Origin of the sequence: Nonomuraea sp. B5E05 (genome assembly GCF_039880665.1) — a bacterium.
Lineage (GTDB): Bacteria > Actinomycetota > Actinomycetes > Streptosporangiales > Streptosporangiaceae > Nonomuraea.
In genome coordinates, this window is record NZ_JBDPMJ010000011.1 from 224191 (window position 1) to 247384 (window position 23194).

A 23194-nucleotide genomic window follows, 5' to 3' on the forward strand; every position below is an offset into this window, starting at 1 on the left:
CCAACCGGCAATGGGACGTTATATCCGCAGTTCAGACTATGTGATCAGAGGGACAAAAAGGGGCTCCCTCGTCCGGAATGGGAGATATAGAGCATCGAGCGGGCACGGGTGCAGGCGACGAACAGTATGCTCCGTTCGCGCTGCAGCGCACGAGCCCTGGCGTGCGGTTCCTCCGGAGGTTCCTCCGGCGGCGGCTCGGGCACCACGCTCTCCGCCACTCCGACGAGCGCCACCCGCTCGAACTCGAGCCCCTTCAGGTGAGGGAAGGTCCACGCGCGCACGTCCAGGCCCGACAGCGCCCGCCGGGCGGCACGCACATGCCGGACGTCACGGGCGCCGACCGCGATCTCCTCGGCGGGCACACCGTCAGCCAGCCACGACTCGACCACGGTCCGCAGCCCCGCCAGCTCCTCCTCCTGGGTGGCGTACGCCCTGACCACCGGCCGGGCGCCGTCGCGCGCCGCGCGCAGGCCGTACATGTCGGTGGCGCCCTTGACCAGGCCGGGCGCGAGGCCGCCGCCGCGCACCCTGACCACGAACGACAGCAGCTCCTGCGGCAGGCGGTAGGAGAGCTTGAGCGTGTGCTGGACGGCGGGAATGCCGACCGCGCCCAGCGCCACCCGCGCGTCGGTGACCCGCTGGTGCGGATCGCCGACCACGAACAGGTCGTCGCGCGCGTGCGGCGCCACCGCCCGCAGCAGCCGCCACTGGGCCGGGCTGACGTCCTGCGCCTCGTCCACCACGATGTGACGGTACGGCTTGTGCCCGGGATCGACGTCGTCGAGCAGGTCGCCCGTCGCGCGCGACAGCAGCCTGAGCGCCTCGTCGGTCAGCTCGGCCAGCGAGCGCGCCCCCTGCCCGACCAGCGCCGGTCGCCGGCCCTCCGCGTCGGTCACGATCCGCATGGCCAGGCGATCGGCGTTGTCCACCTCGACCCGCTTACGCACCACCTCATCATCGATCAGAAGGTCGAGTTTCGCAGACAGTTCTTCGGCAAGCCCTTGGGAAAACGTCACGAGCAACACCGGCCCCGCGCCGTGCGCGGCCAGATGGGCGGCCCTGTGCAGGGCGACGACGGTCTTGCCCGTGCCCGCTCCGCCCACCACCAGCACCGGGTGCTCGTAGCGCGCGGCCCTGGCCAGCCGGTGCTGTGGCGGATGCAGGAACGTGCACCAGTCAGGCGCGCGCAACACCCGGTCGAGCTCCACCTTGCCGGCCACGAACACCGCCCGGTCCGGGCTGCGCAGCAGCGCCGCGTACAGATCGTCGGGGTCGACCGGCCCCGGCTCCTCGGACGAGGCGCGCCAGGCGTCCAGCTCCCGCCACGCCTGCGCCAGCGTGCCGCCGCGGGCGAGCACCGCGAGCGGGGCGTGCTGAGTGGGCGGCAGCAGGGGTTCCAGCGCCGCCACGTCGGCCTCGGTCGTGACCAGCCTGAACAGCGGCAGCGCGTGAAAGTCCAGGCCGAGCGCGAGCAGATCGCCGTCGCAGATCGGGGCGAACAGCCCAGGCGAGCGCACCGACCTGCGTAACGCGGGCTCGACCCGTTCGAGCGCCTCGACGTCCCACTCCTCGACCACGCCGAGCACCGGGTTGACGCCGAACCTGTGACGCTGCGCGTACGACCAGGCCTCCGGGTCGGGCAGCACCGTACGCAGCCAGAACACGTCCCGCTGCCGCACCACCACCCCGCGATGCCCCTCGGCCAGGCGCAGCGTCGCGACCCTCGCGTCCCTGGCGCCCCGCACCCGCTGCGGATGCGGGGCGCCGGCCACGTTGAGCAGGAACCGGCGCAACGCGACCACGGCATCCCTGCGCACCGGCGGTGCCAGTGCGCTGAGCTCCCTGGGAAACTCAGGGCCGATCGCGAGCCGCGGCACCGGCTCAGTCCAGGAGAGCGAGCAGGTCGCGGTCCCCGCGCTCGCGGAGCCTGGTGAGCAGGTCGGGCAGGCTGACCGGGCCCGTCATCCCGATCCTGGTGGCGATGACCCGGGCTGCCTGGTCCCTGGTGCCTCCAGGCGCGGTGTACCCGACCAGGCGCAGCGCCTTGGTGATCTTCTCCGCGCCCTGGGCGGCGACCGGCAGGTGCCTGGCCCTGAGCACACCCTCGTCCGACAAGGTCAGGAACAGGTGCCCGCCCTCGCGCGCGCCGACGTCGACCAGGAGACGCTCGATCGACTCGAGCGCCGGCTTGCCGTGCCACGTCATCGTCAGCTCGCCCGCGGCGCTCCTGACCGTCCTGCTCTCGCCCGGCGACAGGCCCAGGTACGACGCGAACCCCGTCGGCAGCGCGCACTCGCCGCCCGCGAGCTGCTCGGCGGTCACGTCGATGCGCAACCACCAGCGCCCGTCGGGCTGCCGGAAACAGCGCCGGGTCTGGGAGACGTCCTTCAACGGCTGGTACGGCTGGCCGGACTCGTCGGCGGAGCCGCCGTTCGACTCACCCGCCGGCGCGACCGGCGCGAACGCCTGGAACTGCGGCGGGCCGGCCGGCGGGGGAGCGGCCTGAACCGGGCCGAACGCCGACTGCGCCTGCGCCTGCGGTGCCTGGGCGGCCTGCGGCTGGGGCTGGGGCTGGGGCTGGGGCTGGGGTGCCAGGGTCGCCAGGACGAACTGCCAGGCGGGCACTTCCAGCGCGCGGATCTCCACGTGGTGCCAGTCGGCCGCGCCGATGAGCTGCTCCTTGGGGGCGGCCGGGCCCAGCGTCCGCACCAGGTCGTCGAGGTGGGCGCGGTACGGCGCCGCCTCCTCGCTGGCCAGCCACTGGTCGAGGCGGGCGCGCAGCTCGTCCTCGGTGGCGGCGATCTCCGCCGGGGGGACGGCGAAGAGCTTGGCCAGCTGGTCCACCGCCGAGGGCTCGTCGGTGAAGATCCGGTTCTGAGCCACCGCCCAGCTCTTGTCGTCCAGCCCGGCGAACGCGGCCTCGATGAGCTCCGGCAACGGTTGCTCCCGCCCGGCCGCCTCCACGGGTTGGGGGTCCAGGGTGACCGGCCCGGACACCGCCCCATCGCCCTGGGACTCGTGCACCGGCGCCGCGTCGGCCCAGGGCCCGGGCTCCGGTGCTACGTCGGCCTGGGGTCCGGGCTCCGGCGCCGCGTCGGCCTGGGGTCCGGATTCCATCGCTACGGCCTGAGGCTCGGCTTCCGGCGCCGCTACGACGTGGGGCTCGGATCCCGGCGCCGCTACGACGTGGGGCTCGGATTCCGGCGCGGCGTTGCGCTGGTGCTCGGGCTCATGCCCGGCCGCGCTCACCGGCTCCGCACCCTCGGGGGAGGACTCCAGCACGTCCTGGCCGGGCGCGAGGGCATCGGCCGCGCCTTCCGCCCGCCCACCGAACGGCTGCCACGACTGCTCCGCCTCCGCGGCGGGCGCACCCTCAACGGAGGGGTACCCCCCGGACGGCTGCGCCTCGGGCTGCGCCTGCTCGGCTGCTGCCTGCGGGAATTCTGCTGGGCGCGCCTGCTCACCCTGGAGCCGTTCAGGCTGCTCGAACGGAGGGCTTTCGGACCGGAGCTCGGCCGGCTGGTCCGTGCCCTTCCCCGGGCTCTCCATACCGTGCGCGGCACCGCCGGCCTCGGCCTCCGCGACCGGACCCGGGCTCATGGCTTCAGCCGCAGGTTCCGCAGCCTCAGGCTCCGCGACCCGCTCCGGGCTCACGGCCTCAGCCGCAGGTTCCGCGACCTGCGCGGCACTCGCGGCGCCGGCGCCGGGTTCCGCGCCTTGCTCGGCACTAGCTGCCTCAGCGCCGCGGTCGGCCGCTGGCGCGGCTTCGCTCGGTTCGGCGGCGGACTGCGCCGGCGCCTCAGCGGCACGCTCACCGGCCGCGTGAGGCGTCTCGTGCTCAGCGGCCCGCCCCTGGAGTCCTGCCTCGACGACCCCCTGACCCTCGCCCGGCTGGTCGGCCGCGACGACGGGCTCGGACCCGTGAGCCGTTTCCGGTGCGGCCGGTGCGGGGGCCACGATCGGGCCGACCGTGGCCGCGGCCTCGGCCGCCGGTGCCGGGTGTTCGGGACGCGGGCGCGCGAGGCGTACCAGGACCGCGGAGAACAGCGTGTTCAGCACCGGCCGCGCCTGGACGAAGGGCTGGTCGACCAGCTCCCGGCTGGTCAGCGCCAGCAGCCCCGCCCACGAGCCGGCCCGGTCGAGCGCGATGGCGACGGCGGGCTCGTCGGCCTCATCGGGGTCCAGGACGTGCAGTGCCGGCAGGACGTCGCCCACCGTCGCCGCGGGCCAGTGCTCCAGGGCGATCTCCGTGAGCAGCTCGCCCAGCGACTCCGGGCCGATGGCCGCGAGCACGTGTGGCATGGGCAGGGTGCGCCACCACGCGTCCGGCAGGTCCGGTTGCCCGGTGAGTAGCGTGATCGTCGACGCGTCGCTCCACCTCAACGGTGGTACGAGGTCGCTCAGGCAGAAATTCATCCCGTTCCGTTCACCAGCCCCTCACGCCGCCGCAGCGGTGCAGCCATAGTCTCGCCGCCCACGGAACAGACCATAGTCCGGCAAAACAGCCCTACGCATCATGCACTACGCATCAGCGCCGAACAGCGGCAAAGCGTAGGCGCACGTAGTCGGCCATCCAGCCACTCTCCCTGCGCAGCGCAGGGGCGGCCAGTTCGTTGACGCGCCGCAACAGGGGCCCCACGATGTCCGGTGGGAGCCCCTCGAGCACCGAGGCGGCGAACGTGTTCACCCAGTCGGCGGCCCCGCCCGGGCACTCGTCGAGGGGCGTCGGCCGGTCGAAGTATTCGAGCAACCTGACGACGAAACCCTCCTGTTCGAGACGCCGGGCGTACTCGGCAGGCGTGGGAAAGTACCACGGCAGGTCCGGTTCGCGCAGGCCGTATTCGCGCCAGGCGGTGAGCATCGCGGCGGTCAGCTCGGCGCAGTTGCCCGCGCCGCCCATCTCCGCGACGAAACGTCCGCCAGGCGTGAGGGACTCGCGGACGTTCGCGATCACGGTGCCGGGGTCGCGGCTCATCCAGTGCAGCGCCGCGTTGGAGAAGACCGCGTCGTACGGTTCGACGACGGTGAAGTCGTGCCCGTCGCCGACGATGAAGTTGATGCCCGGATACTGTGCCAGCGCCTTCTCGATCATCCTGGCGGAGCCGTCGATGCCGAGCACGTCGGCGCCTCTGAAGGCGATCTGGGCGGTGAGCACTCCTGTGCCGCACCCGAGGTCGAGCACGCGCTCCCCGGGTCGCGGGTCCAGCAGGTCGACCAGTGGCGCGCCCTGCGTCGAGACGTAGCCGAAGCTGCTGTCGTAGGCGCGACTGTTCCACCGCTCCAAACTCGGCGTGTCGTATCGCAAGACGATCAGCTCACATTCGATCAGACATCGGGCCCCCGTGGCCGTGCTGTCCGTTCACTTTAGAGCCTGAACGTCCCTACGACATATCAAGTCACATCGGACTCATCCCATGCTCTTCGCCCATTGCCGCTTGAGGTACGCCTTCGCCGCGTCTGCCTGCGGAATCGTCAGGATGACCGGAGGGCCGGGCGCCTTGGGCAATTTCGCGGCCTGCTCGGCGTCGAGCGTGCCCTTCATGCGCATCGCCTCGGTGCGCGCGGGCCGGGCGAACCCCTTCATGAGCAGGTTCTGGCCCTCGTCGGAGAACAGGAACTCCTGCCAGAGCCGGGCGGCGGCCGGATGCGGCGCCGTCTTGCTGATCGCCTGCACGTGGTAGCCGCCGAGTGCGGCGTCGCGAGGGATCGTCACCTTCCACGCGTCGGGCTGGTGGGCGCTGCGGGCGGCGTTGAGGTGGTCCCAGGCGACGATCGTGTTGGCCTTGGCCGGTTCGGTGAGCCTGCCCGCCTGCTTGAGCTTGGCGAACAGCGACACCCCCTGCGCGGGCTGCGGCACGCCGGCCCGCATGGAGGCGGCCATCACGCCGTCGAACGCCGACGCCGAGCGCAGCGGGTCGCCGTCGAGCGCGACCCGGTAGCCGGGCTTCAGCAGGTCGGAGAAGGAGGCGGGCGGCTTGACGGCGCGCGGGTCGTACCCGATGGACATGTAGCCCCCGTAGGCGGCGTACCAGCCGCCTGACGGGTCCTTGACCGGGTCGGGCAGGTCCTGCCAGCCCTGCACCTTGTACGGGGCGAACCGCCCGGCTCCGGCGACGGCCACGTCCATCGTCAGGTCGAACACGTCGGGTTTGAGCTGCGCGGCGACGTCGAGTTGGCGCTTGCTGCCGGCGTTGGGCTCCAGTTCGTTGACCTTGATGTCGTACTTGTCGGCGAAGGTGTCGATGATCTCGCCGTAGTTGACCCAGTCGCGGGGCAGGGCGATCACGTTGAGCTCGCCCTCGCGCCCCGCGGCCTCGGCGAGCCGCTCCATGGTGCCGAAGCCCGCCTTCATGGAGGCGGCCTGGGCGTTGACGGGCGGCAGGTTCTTGGCCTCGGTGGAGGCGGAGTCGGTGGACGACGCGCCGCATCCGGCGCTGGCGAGGATGGCTGCTGCGGCGGCGCAGGTACGTACAGTCACACAACGAATACTTACCGCTACGTCCGTCCAGGTCGAGGAGGCGCGGCCGGAACGACCCTGGCGGCTACAAGCGTCTCTTCAGGAATCTCCACCAGAGTGCCGTCCTTCTTGCGGACGGTCAGCACCCCGGACTCCCACGACACGAGGATGCCCACCGCGTCGCGAAAGCCTTCCGGAACGCGCCTGCGGGTGGTGATTCGTGCGCCGATGTCCTGACTTGTGATCGCGATGACGAGCCGTGCCGCCACGAGTTTGCCACCCTCCGTTTCGGCCAGTCGGCAAGCACGGCAATACTAGGGCGTAGCAAACCGCGGTCAGAGTCATGCCATGGTGCGGAGAGAAGGAGCTCGAGGTGACCTACGTCATCGCGCAGCCTTGCGTGGACGTCCTGGACAAGGCGTGCATCGAGGAATGCCCCGTTGATTGCATCTACGAGGGCGAGCGCATGCTTTACATCCACCCCGACGAGTGCGTGGACTGCGGCGCGTGTGAGCCTGTATGCCCCGTCGAGGCCATTTTCTATGAGGACGACCTTCCCGAGCAGTGGAAGGACTACTACAAGGCCAACGTGGACTTCTTCGAGGACCTCGGCTCGCCCGGAGGTGCCTCGAAGGTCGGAAAGATCGAGAAGGACCACCCGGTGGTGGCCGCCCTGCCGCCGCAGGCAGAGGGCCACTGACGGTCGCGGCACGGAGCGAGCGGGGGCATCCGGGCTGGGTGCGCCCCGCTCTCGAGGCATGCCCGGCGCTCGATACGGCAACGTGACACCCTGGAGAACCGTGAACAACCTGCCCGACTTCCCCTGGGACAAGCTGGAGCCGTACAAAGAGCGCGCGCTGGCACATCCCGGCGGCATCGTCGACCTGTCGGTCGGCACGCCCGTCGACCCCGTGCCCCAGAAGGTCCAGGACGCGCTGGTCCAGGCGGCCGACAGCCCCGGCTACCCCTTCACCCACGGCACCAAGGCGCTGCGCGAGGCCGCCGCGAGGTGGCTGCGCCGCCGGCACGGCGTCACCGTCGACCAGCGTGACGTGCTCCCGGTGATCGGCTCCAAGGAGTTCGTCGCCTGGCTGCCCACCTACCTCGGGGCACGGCGGGTGGTCTTCCCCGAGCTGGCCTACCCCACCTACGACGTGGGCGCCCGGCTGGCCGGTGCGGTGGCGACCGCCGCCGACAGCACGCTCGCGCTCGGCCCCGAGCGGGTCGACCTCGTCTGGGTCAACTCTCCCGGCAACCCGACGGGCAAGGTGCTGCCGGTCGAGCACCTGCGCAAGGTCGTGGCGTGGGCGCGCGAGCGCGGCACGGTCGTGGCCTCCGACGAGTGCTACATCGAGCTCGGCTGGGAAGAGGAGCCGGTCTCGATCCTGCACCCCGACGTCTGCGGCGGCTCCCACGAGGGGCTGCTCGCGGTCCACTCGCTCTCCAAACGCTCCAACCTGGCCGGATACCGCGCCGGGTTCGTGACGGGTGACCCCGTCCTGGTCAAGCGGCTGCTGGAGACGCGCAAGCACGCGGGCATGATCATGCCCGCCCCCGTCCAGGCGGCGATGACGGCCGCGCTCGGCGACGACGCGCACGCCGACCGGCAGCGCGAGCTCTACTCCGCCCGCCGTGCCCTGCTGCGCCCCGCGCTGGAGCGGGCCGGGTGGCGCGTCGACCACTCGACGGCCGGGCTGTACCTCTGGGCGTCGAACGGGCAGAGCGCCTGGGATCAGGTGGCCAAGCTCTCCGAAATCGGCATTTTGGTCGCGCCGGGCGAGTTCTACGGACCAGCAGGTGAGCGGCACATCCGCATCGCCGTCACGGCCACTGATGAGCGGATCGGTGCGGCTGTGCGCCGCCTCCAGTAGGATCGCGCGACATAGCCCGCCGCGCGGGCTTGACGCATAAATTGATAAGAGCTTTTGCCGAGACAGACCGCGAGTGGAGCGAGCTGATCGATGAGCATGACCTCCATGGTCGTACTCGGGCTGAGCATCGTCACCATCCTGCTGTTGCTGGGTGCCTTCCTGGCCACCCTGCGACAGGACAGGAAGGGCCGGACGAGCGCGCCGCCGGCTGAGGTCGCTCCCGTCGAGACCCCGCTGGCCGCGCCGGTGATCGCGCCCGGGCATGCCGGCACCGACTACACCGACCCTCGCACGATCCAGGTCGGCGACCGGATCAAGGTGCAGGGCTCGCCCGCGCGCGTGCTCGGCTCCATGCACGTCTCGTGGCAGGGCAACCAGTGGATCGAATATCTCCTGCGCGACGGCTCGCGCCGCCTGCAGTGGTTGTCGGTGGAGGTGCTCGACGGCGACCCGCCGCACCTTGAGGTGCTGCTCTGGACCGACGTGCCCACCCAGGGCATGGTCCCGGCCAAGAGCATGCTGATCATGGAGGGCGTGGAGTTCTTCCCGATCGAGCGGGGCACGGCCGCGTTCAGGAGCGAGGGCGACACGGGAAACCCCGAAAGGGGCCTGCTCGACTTCGCCGACTACCGCGCGTCGGACGGGCGGCTGCTCTCCTTCGAACGCATCCAGGGCCGCTCATGGACGGCCTGCTACGCCCAGCCGCTGCCGCCCGGCTCGATCTCCATCGTGCGCAGGGCGTCCTGACCGGGCCTCCCGCGGGCGCTACGACAGGTCGACCCGGCGGGCGCTCGCCTGGCCGCCCGTCTGCCAGCCGTCGCGCTCGAAGTCGTTGACCCAGGTGGCGCCGTTGTAGCCGACGCGGTTGAGCGCGTACTTCTCGGCGTGGGCCACCGACCACGCGGCCACCAGCCAGCCGCGCCGCTTCGTGTTGATCGCCGTGCTGCCGAGCGCCCTGGCGAGCTGCTTGCGCGCCGCGGCGGCCCGCGACTTCGGAGCGGAGGTCTTGCCGGCGGGATACCAGCAGTGCACCGCCTGGGGAACACGTCCGGTGAACGCCGCGGCGAGGATCTCGGCCTCGCTTTCGTGCGCGGCATAGGCGTAACCGCCCGCCGATCGCTGCACGGCCTGCGCCGCCTCCGCCAGCGGGAGCTTGCGGTAGTTCTTCACCTTGACCAGGGCGGCGAAGAACTTGTTGGTGGCGTAGACGGGGTCCATGAGCTGCTTCTTCTTGCCCCAGCCCTGCGACGGGCGCTGCTGGAACACGCCCACGGAGTCGCGGTCGCCGAAGTTGAGGTTGTAGAGCTTCGACTCCTGGATCGCCGTCGCGTACGCGATCACCACGGCCCGCTCCGGCAGCCTGCGCCGCGCCGCGACCGCCGCGATGGTGGCCGAGATCTGCGCCTGCTCGGGATCGAGGTTGCGGACGCCGTCGGGCGTGTTGACCACGCAGTACGCGTGCCGCTCGGCCAGCTGGGGTGTCCGCTTGAGAAGGTGGTAGAGGCCCACGGAAATGGCCACGGCGAGAACGATCACGATGATCGCGATGGTGATGACCCCACGGGAGAAGCGCACGCGCACGCTGAAGAACCTACCCGGACGGATAAGCTCCGAGGCCATGAGTCACGTGAGCACCTCGTCACCGATCTCGCCGGTGGTGGACGAGTTGTGGGAGCGCAGGGCGGATTTGTCGCCCGCCGACGTCGACGCGCGCAACGTGGTGGTCGGCGCTGTCGACCTGCTCGACAAGGGCGAGGCCAGGGCGGCCCGCCTGATCGACGGCGACGTCGTCGTGGACGAGCGCGCCAGGCGGGCGATCCTGCTCAGCTTCACGGTGCTCGGCATGGCCCGCTCGCAGGTGGGTGACTTCCAGCACCACGACAGACACCCGCTCAAGAGCTCGTTCGACGGGGTGCGGGTGGTGCCGGGGGCGATCGCCCGGTGGGGCTCCTACCTGGCGCCCGGGGTGGTGCTGATGCCGTCGTTCACCAACATCGGCGCGTACGTGGACGCGGGCACCATGGTCGACACCTGGGCCACGGTCGGATCCTGCGCCCAGATCGGCAAAAACGTGCATCTGTCCGGCGGGGTGGGCATCGGTGGCGTGCTGGAGCCGCCCGGCGCCGTCCCGGTCGTCGTCGAGGACGACGCGCTGGTCGGCAGCCGGGCGATGATCGTCGAGGGCGCCCGGGTCGGGCAGGGCGCGGTGGTCGGCGCGGGGACGATCCTCTCCGGCTCGATCCCCGTGATCGACGTGCGGACGGGCGAAGAGGTCGCCCGCGGCCGCATCCCCGCGTGGTGCGTGGCGGTCAGCGGCACCCGCCAGAAGGAGTTCCCCGGCGGCACGTTCGGCCTGCCCTGCGTGCTCGTGCTGAAATACCTGGAGCCGGGGCAGCGGCACGACAAGGCGGCGCTCAACGAGGTGCTGCGCGAACACGGAGTGAACACCTGATGCTTGACCTGACGCAGGACGTACGCGCGCTCACCGCCGCGATCGTGGACATCGAGTCGGTCAGCGGCGCCGAGCGGCGGCTGGCCGACGAGGTGGAGCGGGCGCTGTCGGCGCTGCCCCACCTGAAGGTGGACCGGTCTGGGGAGACCGTCGTGGCCCGCACCCAGGCGGGCCGCTCCGAGCGGGTGCTGATCGCCGGGCACCTCGACACCGTCCCCGTCGCCGCCAACCTGCCGAGCAGGGTGGAGGGAGACCTGCTGTACGGGTGCGGCACGTCCGACATGAAGGCCGGCGTGGCGGTAGCGCTCAAGCTGGCGGCGGCCGTCCCGGCGCCGGGCAGGGACATCACGTACGTCTTCTACGACTGCGAGGAGGTCGAGGCCGAGCGCAACGGCCTCACCAGGGTCGCCAGAGACCACCCCGGCTGGCTGGCGGCCGACTTCGCGGTCCTGATGGAGCCGACCGACGGCGTCATCGAGGGCGGCTGCCAGGGCACGCTGCGCGCCGAGGTCACCGTGACGGGCAAGCGTGCCCACAGCGCCAGGTCGTGGCTGGGGGTCAACGCCATTCACGGGATCGAGCCGGTGCTCTCCAGGCTCAACACGTACGAGGCGCGGCGGCCGGTGGTCGACGGTCTCCAGTACCACGAAGGGCTGAACGCGGTCGGCGTGCGCGGCGGGGTCGCGGGCAATGTCATCCCGGACCAGTGCGTGGTGACCGTCAACTACCGCTTCGCGCCCGACCTGTCGATCGAGCGGGCCCAGGAGCACGTACGCGAGGTGTTCGACGGTTTCGAGGTGGCCTTCGTCGACGCCGCGCCCGCGGCGAGGCCGGGCCTGACACATCCGGTGGCGGCGGCCTTCACCGAGGCGGTCGGCGGCACGCCGCGCGCCAAGCTGGGCTGGACCGACGTCGCCCGCTTCTCCGCGCTGGGGGTGCCCGCCGTCAACTACGGGCCCGGCGATCCGAACCTGGCGCACCAGCAGGGGGAGCACGTGTCGCTGACGAAGATCGTCGAGAGCGAGCGGGCCATGCTCGAATGGCTGTCCACATGAAAGTGGCCTTCCTCGCCGGCCATTTGGCGGGGAAGACCACTTTCAGTCCCGAGCAGCACCCTCGGCAGTTAGACGCGGGGGAGTCGAAATTCGGTTCCCTGCTTCTTCCAAGAATTTTTATTGACCGGTGTCAAGGCGCTTACCTGCGGTTCTGTCCCGACAAGCACCTCCGTCCGCCGGCACGGTACGGCTCAGGCCGCCGAGCGGAGGTGGAACCGGCCGCGCCCGAAGGCGACTAGCGTGACCCGCATGGAACAGTCACGTCGGGAACGCCGTCAGGGGCAGGCCGTCGTCCGCGGTCGCCTCGTCCCCACCTCCACGCACGACCAGCGCCTGCTCGCCCGGCAGGGGCCCTCCGACTGGGTGCACATGGACCCGTGGCGGGTGCTGCGCATCCAGGCCGAGTTCGTGGAGGGTTTCGGCCAGCTCGCCGAACTGCCGCGGGCGGTCACCGTCTTCGGCTCGGCGCGCACCGGTGAGGAGTCCCCCGACTACACGCAGGGTCGCCGGCTGGGCCGGGCGCTGGCAGAGGCGGGCTACGCCGTCATCACGGGCGGCGGGCCCGGCGTCATGGAGGCCGCCAACCGGGGCGCGCGCGACGTGGACGGCGCGGTGTCGGTCGGGCTCGGCATCGAGCTGCCGTTCGAGCAGAGCATGAACGACTACGTCGACCTCGGCATCGAGTTCCGCTACTTCTTCGTGCGCAAGACGATGTTCGTCAAATACTCCTGCGGCTTCATCGCCCTGCCCGGCGGCTTCGGCACGCTCGACGAGCTGTTCGAGGCGCTCACGCTGGTGCAGACGCGCAAGGTCACCTCCTTCCCCGTGGTGCTGGTGGGCACCGAGTTCTGGGGCGGGCTGCTCGAGTGGGTCAAGGCCTCTCTGCTCGGCACCGGGAAGATCGCGCCCCAGGACCTCGATCTGATCACCGTCACCGACGACGTCGACGAGGCCGTGCGCATCATCGCCGACGCCGACCGGGCACGGTCGAGGCAGCAGGAGGAAGAACTGGCGTCCGCCGCCGCCCAGCCCGCAGAGCCCCAATAGGCTGACCCTTCGTGAACATCTGCGTCTTCTGTGCCTCCAGCCTGCGTATCGACCCGAAATACATCGAGCTGGCCCGGCAGGTCGGCACCGAGCTCGCCAAGCGCGGCCACACGCTGGTGAGCGGCGGTGCCACCGTCTCCTGCATGGGCGCGGTCACCTCGGCCACCCGGGCCGCCGGCGGGCGCACGGTCGGTGTGATCCCGCAGGTCCTGGTGGACATCGAGGTGGCCGACGAGGCATCCGACGAGCTGGTCGTCACCGACGGCATGCGCGAGCGCAAGGGCGTCATGGACGCCCGCTCCGACGCCTTCCTCGTGCTGCCGGGCGGCATCGGCACGCTGGAGGAGCTCTTCGAGATCTGGACCGCGCGCGTGCTCGGCCTCCACGACCGCCCCTTGGTGATCCTCGACCCCTGGGGCCTGTACGAGCCGCTCAAGACCCTCGTCAGCACCATGTACGACGAGGGCTTCACCCGGGCCGACGTCTTCGACGCGATCTCCTGGACGTCCACCGTGGACGAGGCGTTCGCCCACCTCGAAGCCCGTTCGCAGCCCGTGCGGCCCAGCGTCGCCGAACTCGGCGAGGCGACCGGCTGACCGGATTGCGCTGCTTGCGGTGATGCTGAACGAGCCCCGCCGTATGAGTACGATGCCAATGTGCTGGTCGTACTCGCCATCGCCGCGATCGCCATCTTGGCATGCGTGGTCTTGGTCTCCCTAGGCAGGGGCGGTGAGCTGACCGAGTTCCCGCCGGACGTGCCGCCTCTCGAACTGCCCGAGCCCGCGCAGCTCACGGCGGTCGACTTCATGGCGCTGCAGTTGCCGGTCAACCTGGTCGGCTACCACACGCAGAGCGTCGACGAGACCCTGCGCAGGGCCGCCAGCGCGATCAGCGCCCGTGACACCCGGATCGCGGTGCTGGAGCAGCGCGTCTCCGAGTTGTTGTCGAGCCGGCTGTACGCGCGGCAGGAGAGCCACGCCGCGCCGGGAGCCGGTCTGCGCACGGACCACGCGCCGCAGGCCCCTGCCACCTACAGGGAGCTGCCCGAGTCGGGCGACCCGGTGCCCGGTGGAGGGCCCTGGGACGACGACGCGGAGGGGCAGTACGCGCAGTGGCGCGTCTCTCCTCGGGATGCCGCCGTCGAGCAGGCCTCCAACGGCGCCTCGCCGGCCGGGCACGAGTCCCGGGAAGGCACCGGCACCAGCACCAGCGACGGCACCGGCGACGGGGCCGCGGACGGTGGCGAGCGCGCGGACCAGCCGGAGGGCGTGCCCCCGGACGGCGAAGGCCCGCAAGACGTGACCCGCGACGGCGAGCGGGAAGAGCCGCCCGCCGAGCCGATCGAGGCGGACACGACCGGCACGGAGACGGGTGGCGAGGAGATGGGCAGCGAGCCGGTGGCCGGGGAGGTTCGGGGAGAGGCGGAGGCACCCGCGCGCTCCACACCGGGAGACGATCGGTCGTGACGGAGCCGATCCGCTGCACCTGGCCGGGCATGGCCGACCCGACGTACCTCGCCTACCACGATGAGGAGTGGGGCCGCCCGGTCAAGGGTGACGACGCGGTCTTCGAGCGTGTGGCGCTGGAGGCGTTCCAGTCGGGCCTGTCGTGGCTGACGATCCTGCGTAAGAGGGAGAACTTCCGCGCCGCCTTCGACGGATTCTCGATCGTCAAGGTCGCCGCGTACACCGAGCAGGACGCCCAACGGCTGCTGGGCGACCCCGGCATCGTCCGCAACCGGGCCAAGATCGAGGCCGCGATCAACAACGCCAGGGCCGCACTCGAGCTGCCCGAGAGGTTGTCGGACCTGGTGTGGCGCTTCGCCGAGCCCGACGCGGCCGTGCCGAGGACGATGGCCGACGTGCCCGCCATGACCCCCGGCTCCAAGGCGCTGGCCAAGGAGCTGAAGAGGCACGGCTTCACCTTTGTCGGCCCGACCACGGCGTACGCGCTGATGCAGGCCATCGGCCTGGTCAACGACCACATCGAGGGCTGCCTGGCACGCTCACGCCGACCGGCCTGACACGGCCGCCGCCCGACAGGCGGCGCCCGTCGGGCGGCGGAAGGACGGGCGCGCCCGTCAGGTGCCCTCGAACGTGGGCCGTTCCTTGGCGAGGAAGGCTCTGGTGGCGTTCTGGTGGTCGCGGGTGGCGGCGCACGCGTCCTGAAGGTCGGCCTCCAGCGCCAGCGAGTCGGGCAGCGCGTGCGTCGCGGCGTACGCCAGCGCCCGCTTGGTGGCGGCGTACGCCACGGTCGGGCCCTGAGCCAGCGACCCGGCGAGCTCCCGCGCGGTCTTCAGCACGTCGTCCGGGGGGACCACGCGCGTGACCAGCCCCAGCTCCAGCGCGCGGGCCGCGTCGACAGGCTCGCCGAGCAACATCAGCTCGGCGGCCCTGCCCTGGCCGACCAGCCGCTGCAGCGTCCACGACGCGCCCGAGTCGGGCGCCAGCCCGATGCCCGCGAACGCCAGCGCGAACTTGGCCCTGTCGGACGCCACCCGCAGGTCGCAGGCGAAGGCCAGGGACGCGCCCGCCCCCGCCGCGACGCCGTTGACGGCGGCCACCACCGGCTTGCCCATGGTGGTGATGAGCTCCACGATCGGGTTGTAGTGCTCGCGTACGGTGTCGGCCAGGCCGCGGCCCGCCTCCAGGTTGCCGGCGTGCTCGTGCAGGTCCTGGCCCGCGCAGAAGGCCCGCCCCGAGCCGGTGAGCAGGACGGCCCTGACCGCGGGGTCGGCCGCCGCCCGGCGCAGCGCGTCGAGGAGGGCCTGCTTGGTCTCGGCGGTCAGCGAGTTCATAGCGTCGGGACGGTCGAGGGTGATGGTGGCGACGGCGTCGGCCACGTCATAGCGGATCAAAGCAACTCCCTGTCGACGAACGCGGCGGCTGCGGGCAACAGCCGGGTGGCTTCCTGCTCGAAGTAGACCCTGGCCTTCTCGCCAGGCCAGCCGGCGGGCAGCAGCTCGGGCGGCAGCCCCGGGTCGCGGAACAGGAAGTTGCGCCAGCCGTGCACGAGCCTGCTCCTGGTGGCGAACACCTGGTCGGCCGGTGCCCTCTCCGGGAGCCCGCTGATCAGCGTGTCAGCCTCGGCCAGCCAATGCTCGTACGCCTCGCCGATGGCGGCCAGATCCCACGCCCTGGCGACGAGCTCGCGGGGGTCGCCCTCCAGCGCCGAGTCGAACCTGTCGGCCCGCACGCCCTCGCTCTCGAGCAGGTTGTCCAGCTCGATCGACGAGCGTGGGCCGATCCAGGCCGTCTCCGACAGCGCGGCGTAACCCAGGAACGTCAGATCGGCGCGGAGCCGCTCCCTGCGAGGGCGGTCCTTGACCGGCTCGAAGACGATCAGATGCCACCTGCCGTGCCAGATCAGCGTTCCGGCTCGGTAAATTCTCAGCGCCGCCTCATCCAGGCGCCTGACGCACTTCGGCGTCAGCCCGTAGCCGGGGCCCTGAGGGAGCCTGACCGGTTGCAGCCAGCCCTGCCGGACCATGCGCGAAACCGCCGTACGCACGGCGGGAGCGGCGATCTCCAGGGGTTTCATGAGCCGGACGAGAGCGGCCACGGTGGCTTGCCCACCGCGCGAGCGCAGGTGGTCTCCATAGAGGTCGAACAGAGCGGCGCGAGCGTGCACGAAGTCCAGTTTGGACGCGATCGCCGACCTCGACAACGCATTCTGGGAGGAGATCGTTACCCATGAGCGCTCTCGATGCGGGAGAATAGGACATCACAGAAGACGTGAATGCGCCGACCACCCCCGATGGGCGGTCGGAAATCGCGGGCCGCGGGAGCCCAAGGCAGGAAGGGAAACACGCATGGCGGCGATGAAGCCGCGGACCGGCGATGGTCCGCTCGAGGTCACCAAGGAAGGGCGCGGCATTGTCATGCGGGTCCCCCTGGAAGGTGGCGGCCGGCTCGTCGTGGAGATTTCCGCCGACGAGGCCAAGGCGCTCGGCGAGGCGTTGAAGAACGTCGTCGGCTGAGCGCTCCCGAGAGACACCTTTTTGGTTCTACGACCCTGGCGATAATCCGGCGCCAGGGTCGCTGACGTTCGAGGAGAGATTCCGTGCCCATAGAGACCACTGCGTCGGTGGTCGCCGAGGTTTCCGACGATCCCGAGCTGCTGGCCGTCCCCTACACCTCTGACCTCACCCCAGCGCACTCGGTCGAGCTGCACCTGCCCGTGCCCGACCTGCTGGCACACTACGAGGCCAAGGGGGAGGCTGGAGAGGTCGTCGAGGTCCCGGTGGCACGGGGTGGCGGCGTGGGCCGCGTGCTGCTCTACGGCGTCGGCGACGGCTCCCCGCGCGCGCTGCGCCGGGCCGGTGCGGCGCTGACGCGCAGGGTCAAGGGCAAGGACACGCTGACCGTGGTGACGCCCGGCGGCGACGTGGCGGCCTTCGCTGAGGCGGCGCTGCTGGCGGCGTACTCGTACAAGATCGGCAAGGTGGGCAAGCCGGCCGTGCGGACGCTCGCGTTCGCAGGGGCCGACGAGGCTCAGGTGCGCCGCGCGCAGGTCGTCGCACAGGCGGTGGCGCTCGCCCGCGACCTGGCCAACACGCCGTCCTCGGTGAAGAACCCCGCCTGGCTCGCCGAGCGGGCCGCCGAGAGCGGCCTGCCGGTCAAGGTGTGGGACGAGGAGCGCCTCCAGGCCGAGGGCTTCGGCGGCATCCTCGCCGTGGGCCGCGGCTCGGCCAGCCCGCCCCGGCTCATCCAGCTCTCCTACACGCCCGAGCAGCCGGCCGACCGGCACGTGGTGCTGGTGGGCAAGGGCATCACGTTCGACTCCGGCGGGTTGTCGCTGAAGCCGACGGACAACATGAAGACCCAGAAGACCGACATGGCGGGCGGCGCGACCGTGATCGCCGTGCTCGGCGCGCTGGCCAGGCTGGGCGCGCCGGTGCGGGTCACCGGGCTGGTCGCGGCCGCCGAGAACATGCCGTCCGGCACGGCGCAGCGGCCCAGCGACGTCATCAAGCACTACGGCGGCCGCACCGTCGAGGTGCTCAACACCGATGCCGAGGGGCGCCTGGTGCTGGCCGACGCGCTCGCCTACGCCGACACCGTCCTCGACCCCGACGCGGTGGTCGACGTCGCGACGCTGACCGGGGCGATCACGGTCGCGCTCGGGCGCAACGTGGGTGCCGTCTACTCCACCGACGACGCGCTGGCCAAGCAGCTCGTCGACGCCGGTCAGACGGCGGACGACCGGCTCTGGCGGATGCCGCTGATCGAGGACTACGTGCCCGCGCTGAAGTCGCCGATCGCCGATCTCAGCAACGTCGAGTCCGGGTCGAGGTTCGGTGCCGGGTCGATCACGGCGGCGTTGTTCCTGCGGGAGTTCGCGGGGCAGCGGCCGTGGGCGCACCTCGACATCGCCGGTGTCGGGCGCAGCACGGTCGACGAGGGCACGCTGAGCAAGGGCGCCACGGGGTTCGGCGTGCGCGTGCTCCTGGAGTGGCTCACGCGCACCTGACGGGCGTCAGTCGGCGATCTTGATGGCGGCGAGCAGGCCGTCGCCCAGCGGCATCAGCACCGAGCGGAGCCGGTCGTCCGACTGCACCAGCTTGCCCACCTCGCGCAGCGTCACCGTCTCGGGGTCACGCTGCGCCGGGTCGGCCACCCGGTTGTGCCACAACATGTTGTCGAAGGCCACGATGCCGCCCACGCGCAGCAGCCGGACCGCCTCGGAGAGGTAGTCGGCGTATTCGTGTTTGGCGCCGTCGGCGAACACCATGTCGTAGCCGCCGTCCGACAGCCGTGGCAGCACGTCGAGCGCCCGGCCCGAGATGAGGCGCACCCGCCCGCCGGAGAAGCCCGCCTCGGCGAACGCCTGCCGGGCCAGTCGCTGGTGCTCGGGCTCGACGTCGACACTCGTCAGCGTGCCGTCGCTGCGCATGCCGCGCAGCAGCCACAGACCGGAGACGCCGCAGCCCGTGCCGATCTCGACGACGGACTTGGCGTTGACCGCGGTGGCCAGGAAGCACAAGGCCGCCCCGCCACCGGGAAGGATGGGCGTGGCCCCCATCTCCAGCCCGCGCTGCCGCGCAGCGTGCACGATCTCATCCTCATGATGGAACTGCTCCGCATAGGCCAGAGTGGCCTCCACCGGAGTGGTCATCGGCCGCCTCCCCCCACTTTCGTGCGATCGTCGCAAAAGGTCATACACGTGATTGGTGTCGATCGCAGCCTATGGGAGACACGCCGGGACGGGAACTCAGGAGGGACCTGAGGCGTTGCAGGTTTAAACGGGCTTTGCCGGTCCGGAAGGCAGGCAGTGCGCACGGAGGGACGAAACCAGGCACTATGGCGGTAGCGGTGGTCCCAGAGAGAGGAGTTCTGGTGGACGAAAGCGACCACCAGACAGATACTCCGGTGTCGTCTGACTGGACTCCTCCCACATGGGAGGAAGTGGTGCGGACCCACTCCGCACGGGTGTATCGGCTGGCGTACCGGCTGACCGGCAATGTGCACGACGCGGAAGACCTGACCCAGGAGGTCTTCGTCCGGGTCTTCAGATCGTTGTCGAGCTACACCCCCGGCACCTTCGAGGGATGGCTGCACCGGATCACGACCAACCTGTTCCTCGACATGGCGCGGCGCAAGCAGCGCATCAGGTTCGAGGGGCTGGCCGACGACGCCGCCGAGCGGCTGCGCGGTCGTGAGCCGTCTCCTGCCCAGGCGCTCGACGACGCTCATCTGGAGCCCGACATCCAGGCCGCCCTCGACGCGCTCGCCCCGGAGTTCCGGGCCGCGATCGTGCTCTGCGACATCGAGGGCCTGTCCTACGAAGAGATCGCGGCCACGCTCGGCGTCAAGCTGGGCACGGTCCGAAGCCGGATTCACCGTGGCCGGGCGCAGTTGCGGGAGGCGCTCGACCATCGAGCCCCCCGTAATTCTCAACTCCCCCCGACCGTGACCCGTGGGGAGGAAAACTGATATGGCTCATCTTGGAGAACGCGTATCCGCGCTTGTCGACGGGGAGCTCAACCACACCGAACGCGAGCGCGCGCTCGCCCATCTGACCTTCTGTGCTGACTGCCGGCGAGAGGTCGAGTCGATGCGGGCGCTGAAGTCGCGCCTGCGCTCGCTCGACGATCCCGCGATGCCGGCCGACCTGACGATGTCCCTGCTCCGGATGGCGGAGCCGGGAGGGCCGCTGCCCCCGAGGGAGCGCCCTTTCCCCACCCGCACCTTCGGCGGGGTGCCCATCCCTGGGCCGCACAGCATCGCGCCTCTCGACAACCGCCCGCGCCGGGACGCCGCTGGTGGGGCCACGGGCCCTGGGCGCGGTGGTAGGCGGCGCACGACCTACGTGGCGGTCGGGGTGGTCTCCGCGGCCGTCGCGCTCGGCACGTTCTTCGCAGCCACCGGCGTGGGCCAGAGCAACCCCGCGCCCCCGGTCGAGCTCTTCCAGCAGCCCGATCGCAACTCGCCGACGAGTGCTCCCTCCACCGCCACACCTTGAGATCGCACCATGCCTGGGATACTTGGGGTGGCGTAGTCAACGACGCGCGGGGCATACGATCTGGGTTCGGGATTTGTCACAGGCGATTCCTGACAAATGCTTTATGACCCTCGTATGCCGCAAGAGCGAGGATTGCGGTGGCCGAGCCAAGGAGTGGTGAGACTTAGATGACCGACGAGACGCGCCCCAACGAAGGACGCACGACGTCGGACTACCCCGAGCCACAGGGGCGGCCGGACTTCCTGCCCGCGGATGACGCTCCCGAGCACGAAGGCAAGCGGCCCGAGCCGCCCGCCTCGTTCGGCACCTCCTGGGGCGACCCGTCGGGCCGTTCCGAACGTTCCGGCACGCCACCGTACGACAGCCGCCCGTACGACAGCCGCCCGTACGACGGCCGCCCGTACGGCGGCTCGCCCACCGACGGCGGGGCCGCGCCGGACACTTCCGGGTCGCGGCCCGGTGCACCCTCGTTCGGCCCGCCCGACCCGGGCGCCCGCTCCCATGACGATCCGCCGTCCGAGCCGGGCGCGCGCCCCTACGGCGGCCCGCCGTCCGATCGGGACTCACGCTCCCATGACGGTCCGTTCTTCGGGCTCGCCGAAAGCGGCACGCAGGAAAACCCCGCGTTCGGCCGTCCTGACGGCGGTGAGGGCGGTTACGGCCGTCCTGACGGTGGCGAGGGCGGTTACGGCCGTCCTGACGGCGGTGAGGGCGGCTACGGCCGTCCCGATGGCGGCACGCAGGAGAACCTCGCGTTCGGCCGCCCTGACGGGGGCACGCGGGCGTACGAAGCCCCGCTCTTCGGCGGCCCGCCTTCCTACGGAGGCGCGCCACCGCCGCCTCCGCGCCAGGCACTCGGCATGGGCGCGGGCTGGGCGCCGCCGCCCTCGGGCGCGCACAGCCACGGGAGCAGGCCGCGCCGCATCCCGAGCACCGGCTTTCTCATCTCGACCGCCGTCGTCATCGCCCTGGTGGCCTCCCTGCTCGGCAGCGTCGGCACCTACCTGCTCACCAAGCCGGCCAGCGACAACGACCCCGGCTACAGCCTGGGCCCGGTGCCGACCGGCGCCACCAACCGGGCCCCCGACTCGGTGGCGGGCGTGGCGGCCCGGGTGCTGCCGAGCGTGGTCTCCATCGAGGCCGGCAACGGCATGGCCACCGAAGGCGCCTCGGGATCCGGCTTCGTGATCAAAAACGGTTACGTGGTGACCAACAACCACGTGGTCTCCCCGGCCGCCAAGGGCGGAGAGATCAGGATCATGTTCAACAACCGCAAGACCACCTCGGCCCGCATCGTCGGCCGCGACCCCGGCTCCGACCTCGCCGTGATCAAGCCCGAGGACACGTTCGGCACGCCCGAGATCACCCTCGGCAACTCCGACCAGGTCGTGGTCGGAGACCCCGTGATCGCCGTCGGCTCCCCGCTGGGCCTGACCGGCACGGTGACGACCGGCATCGTCAGCTCGCTCAACCGCCCGGTCATCGCGGGCGACGACACCGGCGCCAGCTCCGAGGAGCCCGCCTACATCAGCGCGATTCAGACCGACGCCGCCATCAACCCCGGCAACTCCGGCGGACCGCTCGTCAACGGCCGCGGCGAGGTCGTCGGGGTCAACTCGGCGATCGCCACCCTCAGCCGCTCGCTGAACAGCCAGAGCGGCAGCATCGGCCTGGGCTTCGCGATCCCCGTCAACCAGACGCGGCGGGTGGCAGAAGAGCTGATCGCCACCGGCAAGGCCAAGCGTCCCAAGATCGGCATCCTTCTCGACCGCGACTACAAAGGCCAGGGCGTACGCATTGCTTCCGAGCCGGTCGGCGGCCAGCAGCCGGTCGACGCCGACGGGCCCGCAGGCAAGGCGGGGCTCAAGGCGGGCGACGTCATCCTGGAGATCGACGGGCTCGCGCTGCAGGACGGTAACGAGCTGATCGCGCTCATCCGCAGCAAGACGCCCGGCTCCACGATCAACATCAAGTTCCAGCGCGCCGGCCAGGAGCAGAACGCCACGCTGACCGTCGAGGCCGACGACCAGCCCGCCCCGACCCCGTCCTGAGGGCCTTCCATCGTGGGTAGATCGGCTGCTCCTCCACAGCAGCCGATCGTTCCTTGGCAGGTGGCAGACCGGGCGGGCGCGCGGGAGGCGGATCGGGCGGCTGGGCACGGGATTCGCACAGAAATGACCATGGGGCGGCGACCGACCTAGGCCGGAGAGCCCTTAGTCTGTGGATAGGCCGGGGTTGTCCTCGGAGAGGTTGGACTGCGGTAGGAGCTCACGGTGTTCGGACTCGGGTGGGGGGAATTCGCGGCGCTGATCGTCATCGCGCTGCTCGTCTTCGGCCCCGACAAACTGCCTCAGGCCGCCTCGCAGGCGGGCCGGACGCTGCGAAACCTGCGGCGCATGGCCACCAACGCGCGTGACGACCTGCGTGCCGGGCTGGGCCCGGAGTTCTCGAACTTCGACCCCGCCGACCTCAACCCGCGCACGTTCGTCCGCAAGCATCTCCTCGACGACATCGAGGACGACTGGAACAACAAGCCGCGCGAGCTGGAGTCGACGACCACGGCCCCCGCCACGTCCGACCCGGTGGACGAGCTGGGTTACGGCGAACTTCCCCCTTACGACTCCGAAGCCACCTGACGACACCCGCCCTCACGACTCCATCCGGCGATGCCTCCTGGCCCCCGGAGCGAGCACGCCTGCCGACGACGGTCCCGCCCTTGCCTTGGGTGATGCGCATCCGTGGTGGAGCCGGGGCGTGGCCCTGTGTGCTGAGGCCGGTCGTCGGCGTCTGGGCGTGCGGCCGCGCCGGTCCGGGTCGCCCGCCGTGTCCTGGCCACGCCCTACGCCGG

24 protein-coding genes are annotated in these 23194 nt (G+C 71.1%); 15 read left to right on the top strand and 9 right to left on the bottom strand.

Annotated features, from left to right (window positions below; genetic code table 11):
* Positions 1–44: 44 nt before the first annotated feature.
* The 5 genes from ABGB01_RS22270 to ABGB01_RS22290 form a co-directional block, all read right to left on the bottom strand.
* A complete protein-coding gene (locus tag ABGB01_RS22270; protein ID WP_347775459.1) occupies positions 45–1877 on the bottom strand; it encodes a UvrD-helicase domain-containing protein in 1833 nt (610 codons plus the stop codon).
* A gap of 4 nt (positions 1878–1881) precedes the next feature.
* Positions 1882–4416 carry a hypothetical protein gene (locus tag ABGB01_RS22275; RefSeq protein ID WP_347775460.1) on the bottom strand — a complete coding sequence of 845 codons (2535 nt, stop codon included), beginning with the start codon at positions 4414–4416 and terminating at the stop codon, positions 1882–1884.
* 112 nt (positions 4417–4528) lie between these two features.
* Positions 4529–5305 (bottom strand): methyltransferase domain-containing protein, encoded by a 777-nt coding sequence (locus ABGB01_RS22280; RefSeq protein ID WP_347775461.1) that lies wholly within the window; start codon positions 5303–5305, stop codon positions 4529–4531.
* Positions 5306–5407: 102 nt separating this feature from the next.
* Positions 5408–6478, bottom strand: a complete 1071-nt coding sequence (locus ABGB01_RS22285) for an ABC transporter substrate-binding protein (RefSeq protein WP_347775462.1) — start codon at positions 6476–6478, stop codon at positions 5408–5410.
* A gap of 17 nt (positions 6479–6495) precedes the next feature.
* A complete protein-coding gene (locus tag ABGB01_RS22290; protein ID WP_347775463.1) occupies positions 6496–6726 on the bottom strand; it encodes a hypothetical protein in 231 nt (76 codons plus the stop codon).
* 104 nt (positions 6727–6830) lie between these two features.
* Here ABGB01_RS22290 and fdxA point away from each other — a divergent pair, with 104 nt between their 5' ends.
* The 3 genes from fdxA to ABGB01_RS22305 all read left to right on the top strand — a co-directional run bounded on the left by fdxA (position 6831) and on the right by ABGB01_RS22305 (position 9075).
* Positions 6831–7157, top strand: coding sequence for a ferredoxin (gene fdxA / locus ABGB01_RS22295; RefSeq protein ID WP_132335925.1), 327 nt, complete (start codon positions 6831–6833; stop codon positions 7155–7157).
* A gap of 100 nt (positions 7158–7257) precedes the next feature.
* Positions 7258–8328 (top strand): succinyldiaminopimelate transaminase, encoded by a 1071-nt coding sequence (dapC, locus tag ABGB01_RS22300; protein ID WP_347775464.1) that lies wholly within the window; start codon positions 7258–7260, stop codon positions 8326–8328.
* Between the two features lie 90 nt (positions 8329–8418).
* Positions 8419–9075: a DUF4178 domain-containing protein gene (locus ABGB01_RS22305; protein ID WP_347775465.1), complete on the top strand. Its 657-nt coding sequence runs from the start codon at positions 8419–8421 to the stop codon at positions 9073–9075.
* 18 nt (positions 9076–9093) lie between these two features.
* On the opposite strand, the gene ABGB01_RS22310 is transcribed toward ABGB01_RS22305, so the two are convergent.
* Positions 9094–9909 carry a hypothetical protein gene (locus ABGB01_RS22310; protein ID WP_347775466.1) on the bottom strand — a complete coding sequence of 272 codons (816 nt, stop codon included), beginning with the start codon at positions 9907–9909 and terminating at the stop codon, positions 9094–9096.
* Positions 9910–9946: 37 nt separating this feature from the next.
* Here ABGB01_RS22310 and ABGB01_RS22315 point away from each other — a divergent pair, with 37 nt between their 5' ends.
* The 6 genes from ABGB01_RS22315 (at position 9947) to ABGB01_RS22340 (ending at position 14905) form a co-directional block, all read left to right on the top strand.
* Positions 9947–10780 (top strand): 2,3,4,5-tetrahydropyridine-2,6-dicarboxylate N-succinyltransferase, encoded by an 834-nt coding sequence (locus ABGB01_RS22315; RefSeq protein ID WP_347775467.1) that lies wholly within the window; start codon positions 9947–9949, stop codon positions 10778–10780.
* A complete protein-coding gene (dapE, locus tag ABGB01_RS22320; protein ID WP_347775468.1) occupies positions 10780–11835 on the top strand; it encodes a succinyl-diaminopimelate desuccinylase in 1056 nt (351 codons plus the stop codon). Before ABGB01_RS22315 ends, dapE begins: the two co-directional genes overlap by 1 nt.
* A gap of 249 nt (positions 11836–12084) precedes the next feature.
* On the top strand, positions 12085–12882 hold the full coding sequence (locus ABGB01_RS22325) for a TIGR00730 family Rossman fold protein (protein ID WP_347775469.1): 798 nt from the start codon (positions 12085–12087) through the stop codon (positions 12880–12882).
* An 11-nt stretch (positions 12883–12893) separates the two neighbouring features.
* A complete protein-coding gene (locus ABGB01_RS22330; RefSeq protein ID WP_347775470.1) occupies positions 12894–13478 on the top strand; it encodes a TIGR00730 family Rossman fold protein in 585 nt (194 codons plus the stop codon).
* 60 nt (positions 13479–13538) lie between these two features.
* Positions 13539–14348, top strand: coding sequence for a hypothetical protein (locus ABGB01_RS22335; protein WP_347775471.1), 810 nt, complete (start codon positions 13539–13541; stop codon positions 14346–14348).
* Positions 14345–14905 (top strand): DNA-3-methyladenine glycosylase I, encoded by a 561-nt coding sequence (locus ABGB01_RS22340; protein WP_347775472.1) that lies wholly within the window; start codon positions 14345–14347, stop codon positions 14903–14905. Before ABGB01_RS22335 ends, ABGB01_RS22340 begins: the two co-directional genes overlap by 4 nt.
* Before the next feature lie 57 nt (positions 14906–14962).
* Here ABGB01_RS22340 and ABGB01_RS22345 read toward each other — a convergent pair whose 3' ends face one another.
* On the bottom strand, positions 14963–15739 hold the full coding sequence (locus tag ABGB01_RS22345; RefSeq protein WP_347775473.1) for an enoyl-CoA hydratase-related protein: 777 nt from the start codon (positions 15737–15739) through the stop codon (positions 14963–14965).
* Positions 15736–16512, bottom strand: a complete 777-nt coding sequence (locus ABGB01_RS22350) for a PaaX family transcriptional regulator C-terminal domain-containing protein (protein ID WP_347775474.1) — start codon at positions 16510–16512, stop codon at positions 15736–15738. Before ABGB01_RS22350 ends, ABGB01_RS22345 begins: the two co-directional genes overlap by 4 nt.
* Before the next feature lie 181 nt (positions 16513–16693).
* Between ABGB01_RS22350 and ABGB01_RS22355 the strand changes: the two genes are divergently transcribed.
* Entirely contained in the window at positions 16694–16861 is a 168-nt protein-coding gene (locus ABGB01_RS22355) for a DUF3117 domain-containing protein (RefSeq protein WP_020545024.1), read from the top strand.
* Positions 16862–16944: 83 nt separating this feature from the next.
* The gene (locus tag ABGB01_RS22360; protein ID WP_347775475.1) at positions 16945–18354 is read left to right on the top strand and encodes a leucyl aminopeptidase; all 1410 of its coding nucleotides are present in this window, start codon (positions 16945–16947) and stop codon (positions 18352–18354) included.
* Between the two features lie 6 nt (positions 18355–18360).
* Here ABGB01_RS22360 and ABGB01_RS22365 read toward each other — a convergent pair whose 3' ends face one another.
* A complete protein-coding gene (locus tag ABGB01_RS22365; RefSeq protein WP_347775476.1) occupies positions 18361–18999 on the bottom strand; it encodes an O-methyltransferase in 639 nt (212 codons plus the stop codon).
* 185 nt (positions 19000–19184) lie between these two features.
* On the opposite strand from ABGB01_RS22365, the gene sigE reads away from it, so the two are divergent.
* The 4 genes from sigE to ABGB01_RS22385 all read left to right on the top strand — a co-directional run bounded on the left by sigE (position 19185) and on the right by ABGB01_RS22385 (position 22982).
* A complete protein-coding gene (gene sigE, locus ABGB01_RS22370) occupies positions 19185–19817 on the top strand; it encodes an RNA polymerase sigma factor SigE (protein WP_347646382.1) in 633 nt (210 codons plus the stop codon).
* 1 nt (position 19818) lies between these two features.
* Entirely contained in the window at positions 19819–20346 is a 528-nt protein-coding gene (locus ABGB01_RS22375; RefSeq protein ID WP_347775477.1) for an anti-sigma factor, read from the top strand.
* 167 nt (positions 20347–20513) lie between these two features.
* The gene (locus tag ABGB01_RS22380; protein ID WP_347775478.1) at positions 20514–22397 is read left to right on the top strand and encodes a trypsin-like peptidase domain-containing protein; all 1884 of its coding nucleotides are present in this window, start codon (positions 20514–20516) and stop codon (positions 22395–22397) included.
* Positions 22398–22619: 222 nt separating this feature from the next.
* Positions 22620–22982 carry a sec-independent translocase gene (locus ABGB01_RS22385; RefSeq protein WP_347775479.1) on the top strand — a complete coding sequence of 121 codons (363 nt, stop codon included), beginning with the start codon at positions 22620–22622 and terminating at the stop codon, positions 22980–22982.
* The last annotated feature ends 212 nt before the right edge of the window (positions 22983–23194 follow it).